This window comes from Ensifer sp. 38_S197 (genome assembly GCF_056924495.1).
This window is the reverse complement of record NZ_JBXOVZ010000002.1, coordinates 2,268,066-2,285,909: the sequence shown is the minus strand read 5'-3', so window position 1 is coordinate 2,285,909 and position 17,844 is coordinate 2,268,066. Positions and strand designations below refer to the sequence as shown.

Below are 17,844 nucleotides of genomic sequence, written 5' to 3'. Positions count from 1 at the left end.
GTCAGCGTCTCCAGGCGGAAACGGTGCGCGCCGCGTCGCGGCACGCACCTTGGGTCTCTTTACTCGGCTGCGTCCGGCAATTGTGCCGCGCCAATGTCGTCGACCTTCGAGTTCTTCGAGCTCGACCGAAAGGCCCAGCGAGCGCATTTCCTTGACGAGAACGTTGAAGCTCTCCGGAATGCCCGCTTCGAAGGTGTCGTCGCCGCGGACGATCGCTTCGTAGACCTTGGTACGGCCGGCGACGTCGTCCGACTTGACCGTCAGCATTTCCTGCAGGGTGTAGGCCGCGCCGTAAGCTTCCAGCGCCCAGACCTCCATTTCCCCGAAACGCTGACCGCCGAACTGCGCCTTACCGCCCAGCGGCTGCTGGGTGACGAGCGAGTACGGACCGATCGAACGGGCGTGGATCTTGTCGTCGACCAGGTGGTTGAGCTTCAGCATGTAGATGTAGCCCACGGTCACCTGGCGGTCGAACTGATCGCCGGTACGGCCGTCGTAGAGCGTCGACTGACCGGTCACCTTGAGGCCGGCCTTGGCCAGCATCTCGTTGACGTCGGCTTCGACTGCACCGTCGAAGACCGGGGTCGCGATCGACACGCCGCGGCGGGTCTGCTCGGCCAGGCGGACGATCGACTCGTCGTCGTACTGCTTGATCGGCTCACCCTTCGGACCGGATCCGATGACATCGTCGATGGTCGCACGCAGCGGCTTGATGTCGCCACTCTCGTGGTAGGCATCGAGCATCGCGCCGATCTTCTTGCCCATGCCGGCGCAAGCCCAGCCGAGATGGGTTTCGAGGATCTGGCCGACGTTCATGCGCGACGGAACGCCGAGCGGGTTCAGAACGACGTCGACATGCGTGCCGTCTTCCAGGAACGGCATGTCTTCGATCGGCACGATACGCGACACGACACCCTTGTTGCCGTGACGGCCGGCCATCTTGTCGCCCGGCTGGATCTTGCGCTTAACAGCGACGAAGACCTTGACCATCTTCATGACGCCCGGAGGCATTTCGTCGCCGCGCTGGACCTTCTCGACCTTGTCCATGAAGCGCTGTTCGAGGCGCGACTTGGATTCGTCGTACTGGGCGCGCAGAGCTTCGATCTCGCCCTGAGCCTTTTCGTCTTCGACGGCGAACATCCACCACTGCGAGCGGGGATATTCGCTGACGACGAGGTTCGAAAGCTCGGTGCCCTTCTTGAAGCCCTTCGGGCCGGCAACCGCCGTGTGGCCACGCAGCATGTCGACGAGACGTGCGTAGACGTTGCGATCAAGGATCGCCTGTTCGTCGTCGCGGTCCTTGGCGAGGCGTTCGATTTCCTCGCGCTCGATCGCCATCGCGCGCTCGTCCTTCTCAACGCCGTGGCGGTTGAAGACGCGAACTTCGACGACGGTACCGAAGGTGCCCGGAGGCATGCGCATCGAGGTGTCGCGGACGTCGGAGGCCTTTTCACCGAAGATGGCGCGCAGAAGCTTTTCTTCCGGCGTCATCGGGCTTTCGCCCTTCGGCGTAATCTTGCCGACGAGGATGTCACCCGGCTGAACCTCAGCACCGATATATACGATACCGGCTTCGTCGAGGTTGCGCAGCGCTTCTTCCGAAACGTTCGGAATGTCGCGGGTGATTTCTTCCGGACCGAGCTTGGTGTCACGCGCCATCACTTCGAATTCTTCGATGTGGATGGAGGTGAACACGTCGTCGCGCACGATCCGCTCGGAGAGCAGGATCGAGTCTTCGTAGTTGTAGCCGTTCCACGGCATGAACGCGACGAGCGCGTTGCGGCCGAGAGCCAGGTCACCGAGGTCGGTCGACGGACCGTCAGCGATGATGTCGCCCTTGTTCAGAACGTCGCCGACGGTGACCAGCGGGCGCTGGTTGACGCAGGTGTTCTGGTTCGAACGCTGGAACTTCTGCAGACGATAGATATCGACGCCCGACTTCGACGGATCGAGGTCTTCGGTGGCGCGGATAACGATACGGGTCGCGTCGACCTGATCGACGACGCCGCCACGACGGGCTGCGATCGCAGCGCCGGAGTCGCGGGCGACGACCGGTTCCATGCCGGTTCCAACGAACGGTGCTTCGGCACGCAGCAGCGGCACGGCCTGACGCTGCATGTTCGAGCCCATCAGTGCGCGGTTGGCGTCGTCGTTCTCGAGGAACGGGATGAGCGCGGCCGCGACCGAAACGAGCTGCTTCGGCGAAACGTCCATCAGGTTGATGTTGTCGCGCGGCGCCAGCATAACTTCGCCGGAGTGACGGCAAACAACGAACTCTTCGGAGAAGGAGTTGTCCTCGTTCAGCGGCGAGTTGGCCTGCGCCACGTGATACTTCGCTTCTTCCATCGCCGAGAGGTAGACGACGTCGTTCGTCACCTTGCCGTCGACGATCTTGCGGTACGGGCTTTCGATGAAGCCGTACTTGTTGACGCGGGCGAAGGTTGCGAGCGAGTTGATCAGACCGATGTTCGGGCCTTCCGGCGTTTCGATCGGGCAAATACGGCCGTAGTGGGTCGGATGAACGTCGCGGACTTCGAAGCCGGCGCGCTCGCGGGTCAGACCACCCGGGCCAAGTGCCGAGAGACGGCGCTTGTGGGTGATTTCCGAAAGCGGGTTCACCTGGTCCATGAACTGCGACAGCTGCGAGGAGCCGAAGAATTCGCGAACGGCAGCAGCGGCCGGCTTCGCGTTGATCAGATCCTGCGGCATGACCGTGTCGATTTCGATCGAGGACATGCGTTCCTTGATCGCGCGCTCCATGCGGAGCAGGCCGAGACGGTACTGGTTCTCCATGAGCTCGCCGACCGACCGAACACGGCGGTTGCCGAGGTTGTCGATGTCGTCGATCTCGCCCTTGCCGTCGCGCAGCTCGACGAGCATCTTGACGACCGCCAGGATGTCTTCCTTGCGCAGGATGCGTACGGTGTCGGCGACTTCGAGGTCGAGGCGCATGTTCATCTTGACGCGACCGACGGCCGAAAGGTCGTAGCGCTCGGCATCGAAGAACAGCGTGTTGAACATGGCTTCGGCGGAATCCATGGTCGGCGGTTCACCCGGACGCATCACGCGATAGATATCGAACAGGGCGTCCTGACGGTTCTCGTTCTTGTCGGCCGCGAGCGTGTTGCGGATGTAGGCACCGACATTGATATGGTCGATGTCGAGAACCGGGATCTCGTCGAAACCAGCCGAGAGGATGACCGGAAGGGTCTTCTCGTCGATCTCGTCGCCGGCTTCGAGGTAGATCTCACCGGTGGCGAAGTTGACGACGTCTTCGGCAAGGTAATTGCCGTAGAGATCATCGTCGGTCGCCTTGAGCGCCTTCAAGCCCTTTTCCTGCAACTGGCGGAGCAGACGCGGGGTCAGCTTCTTGCCGGCCTCGACAACGACTTCGCCGGTGTCGGCGTCGATCATGTCGGTGATGGCCTTCTGGCCCTTGAGCGCATCCGGCTGGAACGGCACGCGCCAGCCTTCGCCGTCGCGCTGGTAGAGCGACTTCGTGTAGAAGGTGTCGAGGATTTCCTCGCCGTCCATGCCGAGCGCCATCAGCAGCGACGTCACCGGAATCTTGCGGCGGCGGTCGATACGGGCATGCACGATGTCCTTGGCGTCGAACTCGATGTCGAGCCAGGAGCCACGGTAAGGAATGACGCGGGCTGCGAAGAGCAGCTTGCCCGACGAATGGCTCTTGCCCTTGTCGTGGTCGAAGAAGACGCCCGGCGAACGGTGCATCTGCGAAACGATAACGCGCTCGGTACCGTTGACGATGAAGGTACCGTTGTCGGTCATGAGCGGCATGTCGCCCATGTAGACGTTCTGTTCCTTGATGTCCTTGATCGACTTCGCGCCGGTATCCTCGTCAATATCGAACACGATGAGACGCAGCGTCACCTTGAGCGGCGCTGCGTAGGTCAGATCGCGCTGACGGCATTCTTCGACGTCGAACTTCGGCGGCTCGAATTCGTAGGACACGAACTCCAGCATCGATGCGCCCGAGAAATCCTTGATCGGGAAAACGGACTTGAAAACAGCTTGGAGCCCTTCGTCAGGGCGACCGCCCTTGGGCTCTTCAACCATCAGAAACTGGTCGTAGGACGCCTTCTGAACCTCGATGAGGTTCGGCATTTCTGCGACTTCTGGAATTTTACCAAAAAACTTGCGTACGCGCCTGCGACCGTTAAACGAAAGGGTCTGAGCCATCGTCGCTCCTTGTCAATCTTGCATCCGGGCCTGCAACGGACGGGAACCGATGGCCAGTCGACCCCGTCAATCAATGAGTTGTCCAATCTCGTCCAGCTAACGAAAAACGCTCAGCGCGGATTGCTGTGCTGCCTTTCGTTCGAGACCATCCTCTTGAAGAACCCATTACCCAAAAGCCGTTTTTCGACAGGCTTTTGGGTAATATGTTCCAAAAACGGTCAAAGAGAGGCGGCCCGAAAAGGCCACCTCCCCTTGCATGTAGCCGAATTACTTGACGTCAACCTTGGCGCCAGCTTCTTCGAGCTTCTTCTTGAGGTCAGCAGCTTCCGCCTTGGAAACAGCTTCCTTGACCGGCTTCGGAGCGCCTTCGACCAGGTCCTTGGCTTCCTTGAGGCCGAGACCGGTGATAGCGCGAACTTCCTTGATGACGTTGATCTTGTTGGCGCCAGCGTCAACGAGGATAACGTCGAACTCGGTCTTTTCTTCTTCAGCAGCAGCGGCAGCACCGCCGGCAGCGCCGCCAGCAGCAGCAACAGCTACCGGAGCAGCGGCCGAAACGCCCCACTTTTCTTCGAGCAGCTTGGAAAGCTCAGCAGCTTCCAGGACGGTCAGCGAGGACAGGTCTTCAACGATCTTTGCGAGATCAGCCATTTTACTTTTCCTTTTGTTCGGTTCGAACTGGTTTTAAATACAACAGCGAAAATCCGCCTTAGGCGGCTTCGTCCTTCTTGGCATAGGCCGAGAACACGCGAGCAAGCTGGCTTGCCGGTGCTGCAACAACCGTTGCGACGCGGGTTGCCGGGGCATTGAGAAGGCCCAGCAGCTTTGCGCGCAGCTCGTCGAGCGAAGGCAGGGTCGCGAGCGACTTGACTGCTTCGGCGTTGAGCGTGGTTGTGCCCATGGCGCCACCGAGAACAACGAGCTTGTCGTTGGTCTTGGCGAAATCCATGACGACCTTAGGAGCCGTGATCGGGTCTTCGCTGTATGCGATCAGCGTCTGACCCTTGAAGAGATTGGTCATCCCTTCCGACTCGGTGCCCTGAAGAGCGATCTTGGCCAGGCGGTTTTTCGCGACTTTGACGGTGCCGCCAGCAGCGCGCATCTTCGAACGGAAGTCGTTCATCTGCGCAACTGTGACACCAGCATAGTGGGCCACGACAACCGAACCGGAAGCCTTGAAGACTTCGTTCAGCTCCGTGACGAATTCGCGTTTTTCCGCTCTTTCCACTGTCTGTCTCCAGTTGACAGGGTTGCATGAACTGCAGCCCCTGCCGGGTTTGCCTTTGTCACCAGGGATCATCAAAGAAGATCCCAAGTAACGCTTGAGGATCCTGTCCCTTGGCGTTCCCGGAAAGCCGGGTCTGACACAAGGCAAGCGAGGCTCGAACCGAATTTCGACGCCTCCGGCGTCATGGCGAAATTCAGATCTTACCCGTCTCATGCAGGCCGAAGTGATTAAGGTAAAACCACCCGCAATCTCGGACAGGAGTTCCGGATCGAAATCCGGATTTCCGGCCCCAAGAGGGCCGGAAATTTGTGTGTCGGGCCGAAGCCCGAAAACAATTAGGCGACGCTGAGCGTGGCCGGGTCGATCTTGAGGCCCGGGCCCATGGTCGACGAAATCGCGACGCGCTTGACGTAGTTGCCCTTAGCGCCGGTCGGCTTCGCCTTGATCACGGCGTCAGCGAAAGCGCGGATGTTTTCTTCCAGCGCCTTGGCATCGAAGGATGCCTTGCCAACGCCGGCGTGAACGATACCAGCCTTCTCGACGCGGAACTCGACAGCGCCGCCCTTGGATGCCTTGACGGCACCAGCAACGTCCATCGTAACCGTGCCGACCTTCGGGTTCGGCATCATGCCGCGCGGGCCGAGAACCTTACCGAGACGACCGACGAGCGGCATCATGTCCGGGGTGGCGATGCAGCGATCGAAATCGATCTTGCCGCCCTGGACGATTTCAACGAGTTCTTCCGCGCCGACAACGTCAGCACCTGCAGCCTTGGCTTCGTCAGCCTTGGCGCCACGGGCAAAAACAGCGACGCGAACCGAGCGGCCGGTGCCGTTCGGCAGGTTGACAACGCCACGAACCATCTGGTCGGCATGGCGCGGGTCAACGCCGAGGTTCATCGCGACTTCGATGGTCTCGTCGAACTTGGCGGTCGCACGTTCCTTGACCAGCGATACGGCTTCAGTGAGGCCGTAGATCTTCGCCGGATCGATGCCCTCGCGGGACTTCTGTACACGCTTTGCAATCTTCGCCATGGTCTTAGCCTACCACTTCCAGGCCCATAGCGCGGGCAGAGCCCTCGACCATAGCCATTGCGCCTTCGATATCGGCAGCGTTGAGATCCTTCATCTTGGCTTCGGCGATCGACTTGATCTGAGCCTTGGTGAGCTTGCCAGCCGAAGCGCCCTTACCCGGGGTCTTCGAGCCGGACTGGATCTTCGCTTCCTTCTTCAGGAAGTAGCTGACCGGCGGCTGCTTCATGACGAAGGTGAAGGACTTGTCCTGGTAATAGGTGATGACGACCGGGATCGGCATACCCTTTTCCATTTCCTGCGTGGCGGCGTTGAACGCCTTGCAGAATTCCATGATGTTAATGCCACGCTGACCGAGCGCAGGACCGATCGGCGGGGACGGATTGGCCGACCCAGCCTTCACCTGCAGCTTGAGCTGGCCTGCAACTTTCTTAGCCATTTCTCTCTGCCTTTTCTAAGATCCTCTCGCGACGGATCGCTCCAAGGATCGATTGCGCCGGTTTCCCGGCTTTTGCCGACCACGGGGATCGACGGCTGCGGTTGCGTGGTGCGGAACATCCGACCCAGCTAAGGCCGGCTTCCTTCCACGCGCATGCGGACTTCTCCGCCAGAACGGGTCGCAACCCGCCCTATCTCTCGAGATCTTCTCAGACCTTCTCGACCTGACCGTATTCCAGCTCGACCGGCGTCGCGCGACCGAAGATCGATACCTCGACCTTGAGGCGCGAACGCTCTTCGTCGACATCCTGAACGACACCGTTGAACGAGGCGAACGGTCCGTCGGAGACGCGAACCTGCTCGCCGATCTCGAACGAAACCGACGGCTTCGGACGCTCGACGCCGTCCTGGACCTGACCGAGAATGCGCTCGGCCTCATGATCCGGAATCGGAACCGGCTTGCTGTCGGTACCGAGGAAACCCGTCACCTTCGGCGTGTTCTTGATAAGGTGGAACGCCTCATCCGTCAGGTTGGCGCGAACCAGAACGTAGCCCGGGAAGAACTTGCGCTCGGCGTCGACCTTGCGGCCACGACGCACCTCGACAACTTTCTCGGTCGGCACGAGAATCTTCTCGAACAGATGATCGAGACCCTTCTGCTTGGCCTTTTCCTCGATCAATTCAGCGACCTTCTTTTCGAAGTTCGAATAGGCGTGAACAATGTACCAGCGCGCAGCCATGCTACCCTCCACCCAATCAAGCGCCAACGTTGAGGACGAGGCCGATCAGCCATCCCATCAACTGGTCCGCAGCAAAGAAGAAGGCAGCGGCAAAAAAGACCATGACAAAAACCATCAGCGTCGAGATCATCGTCTCACGCCGAGAGGGCCAAGTCACTTTCGACGTCTCAGAGCGAACCTGCTGCAGAAACGTTACCGGATTCGTTTTGGATGCCATGTAATGCTCACGCCATTACGGCGCGTAAAGCCGATGATTCAGCCCCACGCACCGCGTGTCTGTTTGGACCCTACATAAAGACCGATTCTGAAAACCACAAGAGCCAATCAGTCTTTTCTGTGAATTTCGTCAGCCGGATTACCGGCCCTTAAACTTACTCTGCCGAACCCTCAACCTTTATGCAAGCGCGAGGAGAATGGCAGGGGCAGAGGGGCTCGAACCCCCGACCTGCGGTTTTGGAGACCGCCGCTCTACCAACTGAGCTATACCCCTATTCAGCGGCGCCTTCGTCTAACAACGCGTCGCCGCCTCAAGTCAGCGGCTTCATATTCAGTTTGCCGGAGGATGACAAGCGTCTTTCACCGAAGAAGCAAAAAAATCCTCATCGGAACGTATCCGGTCCCTACCCTGCCGCCTATAGGCTCGAAGAAGGGGCGCAAGCTATTGCCGAGCCAGTCGGAATTTTCCACAGGCGCAAAGCCAAAGGAGCCGCTACCCTGCCGGCGATTGGCCGGAGCCGAATCAAATGTCGCGCATCACGTTGGTCGAATACGATCCCTGCTGGCCATCGCTCTTCGAAGAACGAGCCATGGCCGTAACCACCTTGCTCTGCCCTTTTGTCAGCGAGATCCACCACATCGGCAGCACGGCAGTACCGGGACTGGTGGCGAAGCCGAAGATCGATATCGATGCGGTCGTCTCGGATCAAAGGATGCTGCCGGAGCTAAGCGCCCGCCTTCGCAGCGCCGGCTACACTTTTCACGGCGACCCGCATGCAAGCGGCCTCTGGACGTTCACCGCCGACACGCGCCCCTGCGGCACGCGGCTTTATCTCTGCACAAGCGGCAACGCCGCCCAAGCAGCCCGCCTTCTCTTCCGGGATCGGCTGCGTGAAAGGCCGGACCATGCCTCGCAATATGAGACATTGAAAAAGCGGCTTGCAGAAGAAGCCAATGACGATTGGGAATTCTACACCGGCGGCAAGCGTGCCTTCATCGAAGCGGTGCTCGCGTCCCCCTAACGAAAAAGGCCCCGCCGTCACCGGCGGGGCCTTCCTACTGACTTTTAATCAGCAGATTACTCGACGATGGAGGCAACGATGCCTGCGCCGACGGTACGGCCGCCTTCGCGGATCGCGAAGCGCAGCTTTTCTTCCATCGCGATCGGAACGATCAGCTCGACGTCAACCGTGACGTTGTCGCCCGGCATGACCATTTCCGTGCCTTCCGGCAGCGTCACGATGCCCGTCACGTCCGTCGTGCGGAAGTAGAACTGCGGACGGTAGTTCGTGAAGAACGGCGTATGACGGCCGCCTTCTTCCTTCGTCAGGATGTAGGCTTCAGCCTTGAACTTCTTGTGCGGCTTGACCGAACCCGGCTTGCACAGGATCTGGCCACGCTCGACGCCGTTGCGGTCGACACCGCGCAGCAGCGCACCGATGTTGTCGCCAGCCTGGCCCTGGTCGAGCAGCTTGCGGAACATTTCAACGCCCGTGCAGGTCGTCTTCGTCGTCGGACGGATGCCGACGATTTCGATTTCTTCGCCGACCTTGACGATGCCGCGCTCAACGCGACCGGTCACAACCGTACCACGGCCCGAGATCGAGAACACGTCTTCGATCGGCATCAGGAACGGCTGGTCGATCGGACGCTCGGGCGTCGGGATGTAGGCGTCAACCGCTGCCATCAGCTCGCGGATCGCGTCTTCGCCGATCTTCTTGTCCGAATCTTCCAGAGCAGCAAGCGCCGAGCCCTTGATGATCGGAATGTCGTCGCCCGGGAATTCGTAGGACGACAGAAGTTCGCGAACTTCCAGCTCGACGAGCTCGAGAAGCTCGGCGTCGTCAACCTGGTCGACCTTGTTCAGGAACACGACGATCGCCGGAACGCCAACCTGGCGGGCGAGCAGGATGTGCTCGCGGGTCTGCGGCATCGGGCCGTCAGCGGCCGAGCAAACCAGGATCGCGCCGTCCATCTGCGCCGCACCGGTGATCATGTTCTTGACGTAGTCGGCGTGGCCGGGGCAGTCAACGTGAGCGTAGTGACGGTTCGGCGTCTCATACTCAACGTGCGCCGTCGAAATCGTGATACCACGGGCCTTTTCTTCCGGAGCGGCGTCGATCTGGTCATACGCCTTGAACTCGCCGAAGTACTTCGTGATCGCTGCCGTCAGCGACGTCTTGCCATGGTCAACGTGGCCAATCGTGCCAATGTTAACGTGCGGCTTGTTGCGCTCAAATTTGCTCTTTGCCATGGGTACGTTTCCTGTGGTCAAGTATGAATGATCAGCCGGCAGGGCCGGTTTGTGGAGCCGTTTAAGGGTTTCAGGGGATTTGCGCAAGACTTAATTGCGTACGCCCGGACCGGTCGCCGACGGCCTTTTCCCGACAAAATGTAAGAACGGTGAAGCGCCGACGCAAGACCAGCCATCCGCGAATCACGGATCGCCAGCCGAACAAGATAAACAATGGCTTATCACGAAGCACTGAGGCATCGATTTAATTGGAAAAGTGGAGAGGATTCGCTGCTGGAGCGGGTAGCGGGAATCGAACCCGCGTATTCAGCTTGGAAGGCTGCTGCTCTACCATTGAGCTATACCCGCGGGCCTTCGATCCAGAAGCAGAATGGTGGAGGGAGTTGGATTTGAACCAACGTAGGCTGAGCCAACGGATTTACAGTCCGTCCCCTTTAACCACTCGGGCATCCCTCCATTATTCTGTCGGGATCTTTCGACCAAGCAATTGAGATCGCGAGACAACCAGCGACTTGTCGTTGCCGCTCTCGATCTGTGGCCGGGTATATGACCGCCCTCTTTCGTCCTGTCAACACGGCTCAATGGAAAATTTCTGAATTTCTCCACAGCGACAATTCCGGACCGCTCACGGAAAACCATTTCGCCCCGCCTGCAACCCCTCTATAAGACGCCCATGAGCAAAGATCGCACCGGCGACAAGAGCGCCAAGGACACCCATTACGCCAACCTCAGGCGCGCCCACCGCGACGCCAAGCGGGAGCGAGGCGAAATCCCAACGCCGAAACAGGAGAAGCGCCGCAAGGCGCCGGCCGACTGGAAGCCGCCGCAACTCGCGCCGGAACAGGTCCTGCTTTACGGCTTGCACACGGTTCGCGCCGCCCTCGACAATCCGGCGCGCCAGATCGTTCGCCTCAGCGTTACGCAGAACGCCGCTGCCCGGCTGGAGCTCGGCGAACTGTCGGCCCTGCCCTTCCCGGTCGAGACCGTGACGCCGCAGGATCTCGACAAGATCCTCGGCCCTGATGCGATCCACCAGGGCGTCATGCTCGAAACGCGCCCCTTGCCGCATCGCAAGCTAGAAGCGCTTCGCGACTGCCCGCTGATTCTCGTGCTTGACCAGGTGACCGACCCGCACAATGTCGGTGCCATCATGCGCTCCGCCGTCGCCTTCGACGCCGGCGCGCTGATCACCACCATGCGCCATAGCCCGACCGAATCGGGCGTGCTCGCCAAATCCGCCTCGGGCGCGCTGGAGATGATCCCGTATATCCAGATCACCAATCTCGCGGATGCCATCGAAGAACTGCATCGGCTGGGCTTCCAGACGATCGGCCTCGATTCGGAAGGGCCGCAGCCGCTTGAGGGAACATTCAGCGGTAAGAAGATCGCACTGGTTCTCGGTTCCGAGGGCAAGGGGCTGCGGCAGAAGACCCGTTCGATCGTGAAGGACCTTGCCCGGCTCGACATGCCCGGTGCGATCAAATCGCTGAACGTATCGAACGCGGCGGCGATCGCCATGTATGCTGCGCGCCAATTCCTGAGCCGCTGAGATCTCCAGACCGACCGCCCCATCGCGACAACCGCGCGGGCGGTCGCATTGCCCAAGGCTTAGCACAGCGACACCGAAGGCCGCGCATTGACGCGATATTGGGCCTGTGGAAATCTCCGCATCGTTGGGATCGGAGAGCTTTCATGATCATCGCACGGGCATCACGCACATCTATGTTTCGGCTGCTGGTTTTGAGTGCGGTCTGTCTCGGTCCACACGCCGCCTCCGCGGCCGGCGACATCGATCCCGCCATCATCGCGGCGCAGAAGGGCGATTATCTGGTCGCGCCGCTCGATGGCGCGGACGGATGCAAGCTCACACTCACCGCCGACGAGGCGATCGGCGGCTACGCCGTTGCCGGAGCCGAGGGCTGCGCCAAGAGCCTGCCAATCCTTGCCGACGTCGCCGCCTGGAATTTCGACGGGAGTGGCGGCCTGTTGCTGATCGACGTCCTGCGAAAGGTTCGCGCCCGCTTTGAAGAGAGCGAGGGATCCCCTCTCCTGACGAACGGCGAGAACGGGCCTCGGCTGGCGCTCGTACCTGCGGTGGACGGCATCTCGCATCTGCCGGCGCCGGCCAATATGAAAGGTGCGTGGCAGATGAAACGACCAGGCGGAGCCGCCGTCTGCCAAGTGAGCTTCACGGGGACCGCCGACAGTGACGGCAATCTGGGGCTGACCGTGGAGGAACCTTGCGAAGGCGCCGTCAGAAAACTGAAACTGCGGAGCTGGACAGCAAACGGCCTTGGCATCACCCTGCTCGGAGACGGCGGCAGTTCGCTCGCCTTCACGGCCACAGCTTCCGGATTCGAGAAAGACCGGAACGAAGGCGGCAAACCGCTGCTCCTCGTCAGAAACTGACCGATTGCCGCGTAGAGTCCGGAGGCGTGCTCATCCCGGCCGTCGGACAGCCGTCGCGCAACTTCTTCCAGGTGGTGACATTGAGGTTCATCTCGCAGCGCGCGAGATAGGCGTTTCCGTCGACACGGACGCAGGCAATCTGCCCAAGTTCATATTTCGAACCGTCGCGGTTGCGGCAGGTGCAGCCATGATCCGGCGGCGCGGCAAGGGCAGCTTCGGCGGCGAGCAAAAGAGCCACCGTAGCGGTCATGCCCCAAAGGATCGTCCGCCCGTTCGTCATGAAGGCAATATAAAGCAAATGATGATAGACGAAAACGGACAATGCCGGCTGCATCTGCAACCGGCACCGTCCGCAAGCAGGGCCAAGGCCCCTCCACCGGATCACCGCCGTGATCCGCTGAATTCATTTTTGTTTTAGCTCGCCAGGCGAAGCACATTGCCTGCGGCAATGGTCTTTTCGGCCTCGGCGATCGCGAACTGCTTGGAGTCGGCGCTGAGGTTCAGGCCCTCGGCGCGGACGAACTCGACATCGGTGACGCCCAGGAAACCGAAGACCGTCTTCAGGTAGGATTCCTGATGGTCCATCACGGCAGCCGGACCGGCGGAATAATGACCGCCGCGGGTCGAGGCGACGATGATCTTCTTACCCTTGGCGAGGCCTTCCGGACCATTTTCGGTGTAACGGAAGGTCTTGCCGGAGACGGCGATGCGGTCGATCCAGGCCTTGAGCTGGCTCGGAATACCGAAGTTGTACATCGGCGCGCCGATGATGATCGTGTCGGCAGCTAGGAATTCTTCGAGCATGTCGCGGCCAAGCTTGACGTCGGCGGCAAGGTCGGCGTCCACGCTGGCGAGATCTGCGGGAGCCATGATCTGGGCGCCGGTCAGGTGCGGGAGCGAGCTGGCGGCGAGGTCACGATAGGTCACCGTTGCATCCGGGCGGTCAGCCTTGACCTGAGCAGCGAGGGCGGCCGTCAGGCGGCGGGAAACCGAGTGATCACCGAGGATACCGGAGTCGATATGAAGAACATTCATGGGAACACCTTTGTGTTTGCGTTGCGGTGATCCACATATGAGGGGAAAACAATCACCCGATAAGCCAGCGGATATTTGACATACTGTTTCCAGACGGAAACAATCACGCCGAGCATCCGCACTTCGGAGACAGGACAATGCAGGATCTAAACGACCTCGGGCTTTTTGCCGCCGTGGTGCGAAACAACGGCTTCAGCGCTGCCGCACGCGACCTCAATATACCCAAATCCAAACTCAGCAAACATGTAGCCCGCCTGGAGGAGCAGCTCGGTGTGCGCCTTCTCGAGCGCTCGACCCGCAAGTTGCGCGTCACCGACATCGGCCGCGTGTTCTACGAACATTGCCAGGGGTTGCTTGACGGCGTTGCTGCCGCCGAAGCCGAAATCGCAGCCGTTCGGGCCGAGCCCTCCGGCACCGTCAGGCTCGCCTGCCCGCTCGGGTTCACGCCCATGCTCGCCGATATCCTTCCGGCGTTTCACCGGCGCTATCCCGGCGTCCGGCTGCTGATCATCGCCACCAACCGGCGCATTGACCTCATCGAGGAACGGGTCGACGTGGCGCTTCGCGCCCGCGGCCAACTCGATACCGACAATCAGTTGATCATCCGCAAGTTCGGCGAAGTGCGCGAGCGGCTCGCCGCCAGCCCGACGTTCCTTGCCCGCGCGGGCGAGATCACGATCGACAATCTCAGCCAGCAGGCGACGCTGTCGATGAACGAACAGCACCCGACCGATGTCTGGCGACTCATCTCGGCCGACGGAAACACGACGGAAATCACCCACCGCCCGATCATCGGCTGCAGCGACTTCATCATTCTCGAACGTGCAGCGATCGAGGGCATGGGCGTGGCGCTGCTGCCGGACCATATCTGCGAACGCGCCTTCCGTGCCGGCGTCTTGGTGCCGGTACTACCGGAGTGGACGTCGAACGACGTCGTCGTGCATCTCGTCTTCCCATCCCGCCAGGGCATGCTGCCGGCAACCCGGGCGCTGATCGACTATCTCGCCGAAAATCTTCTCAATGCTTTGCAGAAATGCCGCGAGGTCCCGGTGCGGATGGCCCACTCGTTCGATATCTGACGTCGCTGCCCGGTGCCGCTCGGCACCGGCAAATCACCAAGACCGTCGGGAGTGTGGACCATGGCTCGAATTGCACCGCGTGACGAACTCGACACCGACGCTGCCGCGTGGCTGTATGCGGCTGCCCGCATCTCAAATCCGAATGCGGTCCCACGGCAAAAAGCGAGCGATTTCAGCAAAAGGGGATGACGTGGTGCCCCCAGAGAGACTCGAACTCCCGACCTACTGATTACAAATCAGCCGCTCTACCAACTGAGCTATAAGGGCACTTTCAGCGGTCGGAGTTACCATAATCTCGCGCGGTGTAAAGCAAATTTGCGAATTCTCCCAATTTTTCAGATGCGTTCGGCTGCCGGCCATGCCAGAAACAGGGTCGAGAGATCGCCGTAAGCGGCACGCAACGCATCGAACGGACTAGAGTTTCATGGCCCGAACGTTCAATTCCTTCGCCTTCCTCGCCTCTTCTGCGGAGGAGGCGCAAAAGGCTGCGGCTGATCTCAAGGCGATCTATGGTGATCACGATCCGGCAAAGGCCGACGTGATCGTGGCGCTCGGCGGCGATGGCTTCATGCTGCAGACGCTGCACCAGACCATGAACAGCGGCAAGCTGGTCTACGGCATGAACCGCGGGTCCGTCGGCTTCCTGATGAACCGCTACAGCACCGAGAACCTGGCGGATCGCATTTGTCAGGCGGTCGAAAACGCGTTCCATCCGCTGGAGATGCAGACGACCGATGTCTATGGCGAGAGCTTCACGGCGCTTGCGATCAACGAGGTCTATCTCTTCCGCCAATCCTACCAGGCCGCGAAGCTGCGCGTCGTCATCGACGGCAAGACACGGCTCGAGGAACTGACCTGCGACGGGTTGCTGGTGGCGACGCCGGCCGGATCGACGGCTTACAACCTCTCCGCCCATGGCCCGATCCTGCCGCTCGAGGCGCCGCTTCTCGCGATGACGCCGGTCAGCGCCTTCCGTCCGCGGCGCTGGCGCGGCGCGCTGCTGCCGAACCATGTGACCGTCGAGATCGAAATCCTCGAAGCCGACAAGCGGCCGGTCAACGCGGTGGCGGACCATCAGGAAGTAAAATCGGTGGTCAAGGTGCGGATCGCCGAATCGGAGAACATGACGGCGCGCATCCTCTCGGATCCCGACCATTCCTGGTCGGACCGCATCCTGGCCGAGCAATTCTCGAACTGAGCGCACGTTCTCCGCGCGATATGTTATGATCCTCGTGGACCGGCTTGCGACCGTTGCTGCATGTTTCCTTTAATCGGACCCGATTAAAGGAAACATGCAGCAATTCAGAATGCTACAGCGAAGCGGCCGCGGAGCTGCGGTTTGAAAGGACGACAACCCCAAATGCAAAGATCCGCCCTCCTCGCGCTTCTCCTGTTCGTGAGCAGCGCCGGCGCCAAGGCCGAGGACGCCAACGTCGTGCCGCCGCAGGTAACTTTCGTGACGAGCACAGGCTATTGGGAGGAAAGCGGAGAGCCACTTTCGTCACTTGACCCCAATGCGGCCGCCGAGAAACGAGGCGACGCCCGGCGCGGCTACTACAAGCTGGTCGCGCTTCGCCAGGCGGATGGCACGGCACAGGTCCACCTGCAGCAGATCGAAGTGACGTCCGCCGGCCCCGTGGTGGTTTCCTCGGCGGAACTCGAAGAGTTCTCGGCGCTCAAGGCCTATGTCACCGATATTCGCCCGGAGACCTCGACCGGCGTCACCGCGCAGCCGGGGATGTTCGCGACGGTCTATCTGAAGACCGATCCGAGCGCGCGCGAACCGGAGAGCTGGACCGTGCTCATCGACGATCTCGGCGACATCAAGATCGAGCGCGCCTCGAACTGAGCAAAGGAAAAGGCCGGATGCGAACACCCGGCCTTCTTCAATTCCAGAACTCTCGCCGCGATGCTTAAAGCCGGTCGCGATCTTTCAGATCGCTCCTTGCGCCTTAAGTTCTTGATATCGCATGTCGTTATCGCAAAACCGCTGCGCACTTCTGCGCGACATGCTTTAGTTCAGATCGTCGACGACGGCATCCGCGCCGCCGCTGACACGGTGCGCGAGCGCTGCTTCCATGAACTCGTTGAGCTCGCCGTCGAGAACATCGCCCGGTGCCGTGCTTTCGACGCCGGTGCGCAGATCCTTGACCAACTGGTAGGGCTGCAGAACGTAGGAGCGGATCTGGTGACCCCAGCCGATGTCGGTCTTCGACGCGGCCTCGGCGTTTGCCGCCTCTTCCCGCTTCTTCAGCTCGGCCTCGTAGAGGCGAGCACGCAGCATGTCCCAGGCCTTCGCCCGGTTCTTGTGCTGCGAGCGTTCCTGCTGGCACTGCACGACGATGCCCGACGGGATGTGCGTGATGCGCACCGCCGAGTCGGTGGTGTTGACGTGCTGACCACCGGCGCCCGAGGAGCGGTAGGTGTCGATGCGGCAATCGCTCTCGTTGACGTCGATCTGGATCGAATCGTCGACGACCGGGTAAACCCAGATCGAAGAGAACGAGGTGTGACGGCGCGCGTTGCTGTCATAGGGCGAAATGCGAACAAGGCGGTGCACGCCCGATTCGGTCTTCAGCCAGCCATAGGCATTATGGCCCTTGACGAGCAGCGTCGCGGACTTGATGCCAGCTTCTTCACCATCCTGGATTTCCAGAAGCTCGACCTTGTATCCCTGGCGCTCGGACCAGCGGGTATACATGCGCAGAAGCATGTTGGCCCAGTCCTGGCTCTCCGTGCCGCCGGCACCGGAATGCACTTCGAGATAGGTGTCGTTCTGATCCGCCTCGCCAGAAAGCATGGCCTCGACCTGCTTCTTGGCCGCTTCCGACCGAAGCTCGCGCAGCGCCTGTTCGGCATCCGCGACGATCGCCGCATCGCCCTCTTCCTCACCGAGTTCGATGAGTTCGATGTTGTCGTTGAGCTGCTGCTCGAAACGACGCAGCCCATTGATGCCGTCGTCAAGCTGCTGGCGCTCGCGCATCAGCTTCTGTGCTTCCGAAGCATCGTTCCAGAGGGTCGGGTCTTCCGCCTTGTTGTTCAACCAGTCCAGTCGTCTTACCGCCTGATCCCAGTCAAAGATGCCTCCTCAGCAGGCTTATGGCCTGCTTGATTTCGTCGACAATATTCTCGATTTCGCTGCGCATGATCCTGCTTCTTGTGAACCCGATATGAAGGTGAGCGTCAAATAGCGATGCCCGCCGCTGATGTAAAG

16 protein-coding genes, 4 tRNA genes and 1 pseudogene are annotated in these 17,844 nt (G+C 60.6%); 6 read left to right on the top strand and 15 right to left on the bottom strand.

What is annotated here, in order from left to right; all coding sequences use genetic code 11:
* Positions 1–59: 59 nt before the first annotated feature.
* From rpoB to AC1Z3V_RS24115, 8 genes and pseudogenes are all read right to left on the bottom strand, one after another.
* Positions 60–4,200 (bottom strand): annotated as a pseudogene (gene rpoB, locus AC1Z3V_RS24150) (DNA-directed RNA polymerase subunit beta).
* 267 nt (positions 4,201–4,467) lie between these two features.
* Positions 4,468–4,851, bottom strand: a complete 384-nt coding sequence (rplL, locus tag AC1Z3V_RS24145; protein ID WP_429816677.1) for a 50S ribosomal protein L7/L12 — start codon at positions 4,849–4,851, stop codon at positions 4,468–4,470.
* A 58-nt stretch (positions 4,852–4,909) separates the two neighbouring features.
* Entirely contained in the window at positions 4,910–5,428 is a 519-nt protein-coding gene (rplJ, locus tag AC1Z3V_RS24140; protein WP_429816675.1) for a 50S ribosomal protein L10, read from the bottom strand.
* Between the two features lie 335 nt (positions 5,429–5,763).
* Entirely contained in the window at positions 5,764–6,462 is a 699-nt protein-coding gene (rplA, locus tag AC1Z3V_RS24135) for a 50S ribosomal protein L1 (RefSeq protein ID WP_247961097.1), read from the bottom strand.
* 4 nt (positions 6,463–6,466) lie between these two features.
* A complete protein-coding gene (gene rplK / locus AC1Z3V_RS24130; protein WP_173516243.1) occupies positions 6,467–6,898 on the bottom strand; it encodes a 50S ribosomal protein L11 in 432 nt (143 codons plus the stop codon).
* A gap of 208 nt (positions 6,899–7,106) precedes the next feature.
* Entirely contained in the window at positions 7,107–7,637 is a 531-nt protein-coding gene (nusG, locus tag AC1Z3V_RS24125; RefSeq protein WP_483502157.1) for a transcription termination/antitermination protein NusG, read from the bottom strand.
* A 16-nt stretch (positions 7,638–7,653) separates the two neighbouring features.
* Positions 7,654–7,854 carry a preprotein translocase subunit SecE gene (secE, locus tag AC1Z3V_RS24120; RefSeq protein ID WP_173516242.1) on the bottom strand — a complete coding sequence of 67 codons (201 nt, stop codon included), beginning with the start codon at positions 7,852–7,854 and terminating at the stop codon, positions 7,654–7,656.
* Positions 7,855–8,051: 197 nt separating this feature from the next.
* Positions 8,052–8,127: transfer RNA gene (locus AC1Z3V_RS24115), tRNA-Trp, on the bottom strand.
* Positions 8,128–8,380: 253 nt separating this feature from the next.
* Here AC1Z3V_RS24115 and AC1Z3V_RS24110 point away from each other — a divergent pair.
* A complete protein-coding gene (locus AC1Z3V_RS24110) occupies positions 8,381–8,875 on the top strand; it encodes a GrpB family protein (RefSeq protein ID WP_483502155.1) in 495 nt (164 codons plus the stop codon).
* 56 nt (positions 8,876–8,931) lie between these two features.
* Here AC1Z3V_RS24110 and tuf read toward each other — a convergent pair whose 3' ends face one another.
* From tuf to AC1Z3V_RS24095, 3 genes are all read right to left on the bottom strand, one after another.
* Entirely contained in the window at positions 8,932–10,107 is a 1,176-nt protein-coding gene (tuf, locus tag AC1Z3V_RS24105; protein WP_336174473.1) for an elongation factor Tu, read from the bottom strand.
* Between the two features lie 274 nt (positions 10,108–10,381).
* Positions 10,382–10,455, bottom strand: a tRNA-Gly gene (locus AC1Z3V_RS24100).
* A 23-nt stretch (positions 10,456–10,478) separates the two neighbouring features.
* Positions 10,479–10,563: transfer RNA gene (locus AC1Z3V_RS24095), tRNA-Tyr, on the bottom strand.
* Between the two features lie 217 nt (positions 10,564–10,780).
* Between AC1Z3V_RS24095 and AC1Z3V_RS24090 the strand changes: the two genes are divergently transcribed.
* Positions 10,781–11,656: a TrmH family RNA methyltransferase gene (locus AC1Z3V_RS24090; protein ID WP_483502153.1), complete on the top strand. Its 876-nt coding sequence runs from the start codon at positions 10,781–10,783 to the stop codon at positions 11,654–11,656.
* A 143-nt stretch (positions 11,657–11,799) separates the two neighbouring features.
* The gene (locus AC1Z3V_RS24085; protein ID WP_483502152.1) at positions 11,800–12,516 is read left to right on the top strand and encodes an AprI/Inh family metalloprotease inhibitor; all 717 of its coding nucleotides are present in this window, start codon (positions 11,800–11,802) and stop codon (positions 12,514–12,516) included.
* On the opposite strand, the gene AC1Z3V_RS24080 is transcribed toward AC1Z3V_RS24085, so the two are convergent.
* Both AC1Z3V_RS24080 and AC1Z3V_RS24075 read right to left on the bottom strand, forming a co-directional pair.
* Positions 12,506–12,766 (bottom strand): hypothetical protein, encoded by a 261-nt coding sequence (locus tag AC1Z3V_RS24080; protein WP_429817194.1) that lies wholly within the window; start codon positions 12,764–12,766, stop codon positions 12,506–12,508. The two genes, AC1Z3V_RS24085 and AC1Z3V_RS24080, sit on opposite strands and share 11 nt — an antisense overlap.
* A 164-nt stretch (positions 12,767–12,930) precedes the next feature.
* The gene (locus AC1Z3V_RS24075) at positions 12,931–13,551 is read right to left on the bottom strand and encodes an FMN-dependent NADH-azoreductase (RefSeq protein WP_429816663.1); all 621 of its coding nucleotides are present in this window, start codon (positions 13,549–13,551) and stop codon (positions 12,931–12,933) included.
* Positions 13,552–13,688: 137 nt separating this feature from the next.
* Here AC1Z3V_RS24075 and AC1Z3V_RS24070 point away from each other — a divergent pair, with 137 nt between their 5' ends.
* A complete protein-coding gene (locus tag AC1Z3V_RS24070; RefSeq protein ID WP_483502151.1) occupies positions 13,689–14,630 on the top strand; it encodes a LysR family transcriptional regulator in 942 nt (313 codons plus the stop codon).
* Positions 14,631–14,821: 191 nt separating this feature from the next.
* On the opposite strand, the gene AC1Z3V_RS24065 is transcribed toward AC1Z3V_RS24070, so the two are convergent.
* A tRNA-Thr gene (locus tag AC1Z3V_RS24065) sits at positions 14,822–14,897 on the bottom strand.
* Between the two features lie 157 nt (positions 14,898–15,054).
* Here AC1Z3V_RS24065 and AC1Z3V_RS24060 point away from each other — a divergent pair.
* Positions 15,055–15,828 carry an NAD kinase gene (locus tag AC1Z3V_RS24060; RefSeq protein ID WP_483502149.1) on the top strand — a complete coding sequence of 258 codons (774 nt, stop codon included), beginning with the start codon at positions 15,055–15,057 and terminating at the stop codon, positions 15,826–15,828.
* 162 nt (positions 15,829–15,990) lie between these two features.
* Complete coding sequence (locus AC1Z3V_RS24055; RefSeq protein ID WP_483502148.1) at positions 15,991–16,479, top strand: hypothetical protein; 489 nt, start codon at positions 15,991–15,993, stop codon at positions 16,477–16,479.
* A gap of 165 nt (positions 16,480–16,644) precedes the next feature.
* Here the strand turns inward: AC1Z3V_RS24055 and prfB are convergent.
* Positions 16,645–17,776 (bottom strand): peptide chain release factor 2 gene (gene prfB, locus AC1Z3V_RS24050; protein ID WP_429808889.1). Its coding sequence is split into 2 segments (ribosomal slippage): positions 16,645–17,706 and positions 17,708–17,776, totalling 1,131 coding nucleotides; the frame shifts between segments, so codons are not numbered across the junction.
* Positions 17,777–17,844 lie beyond the last annotated feature (68 nt).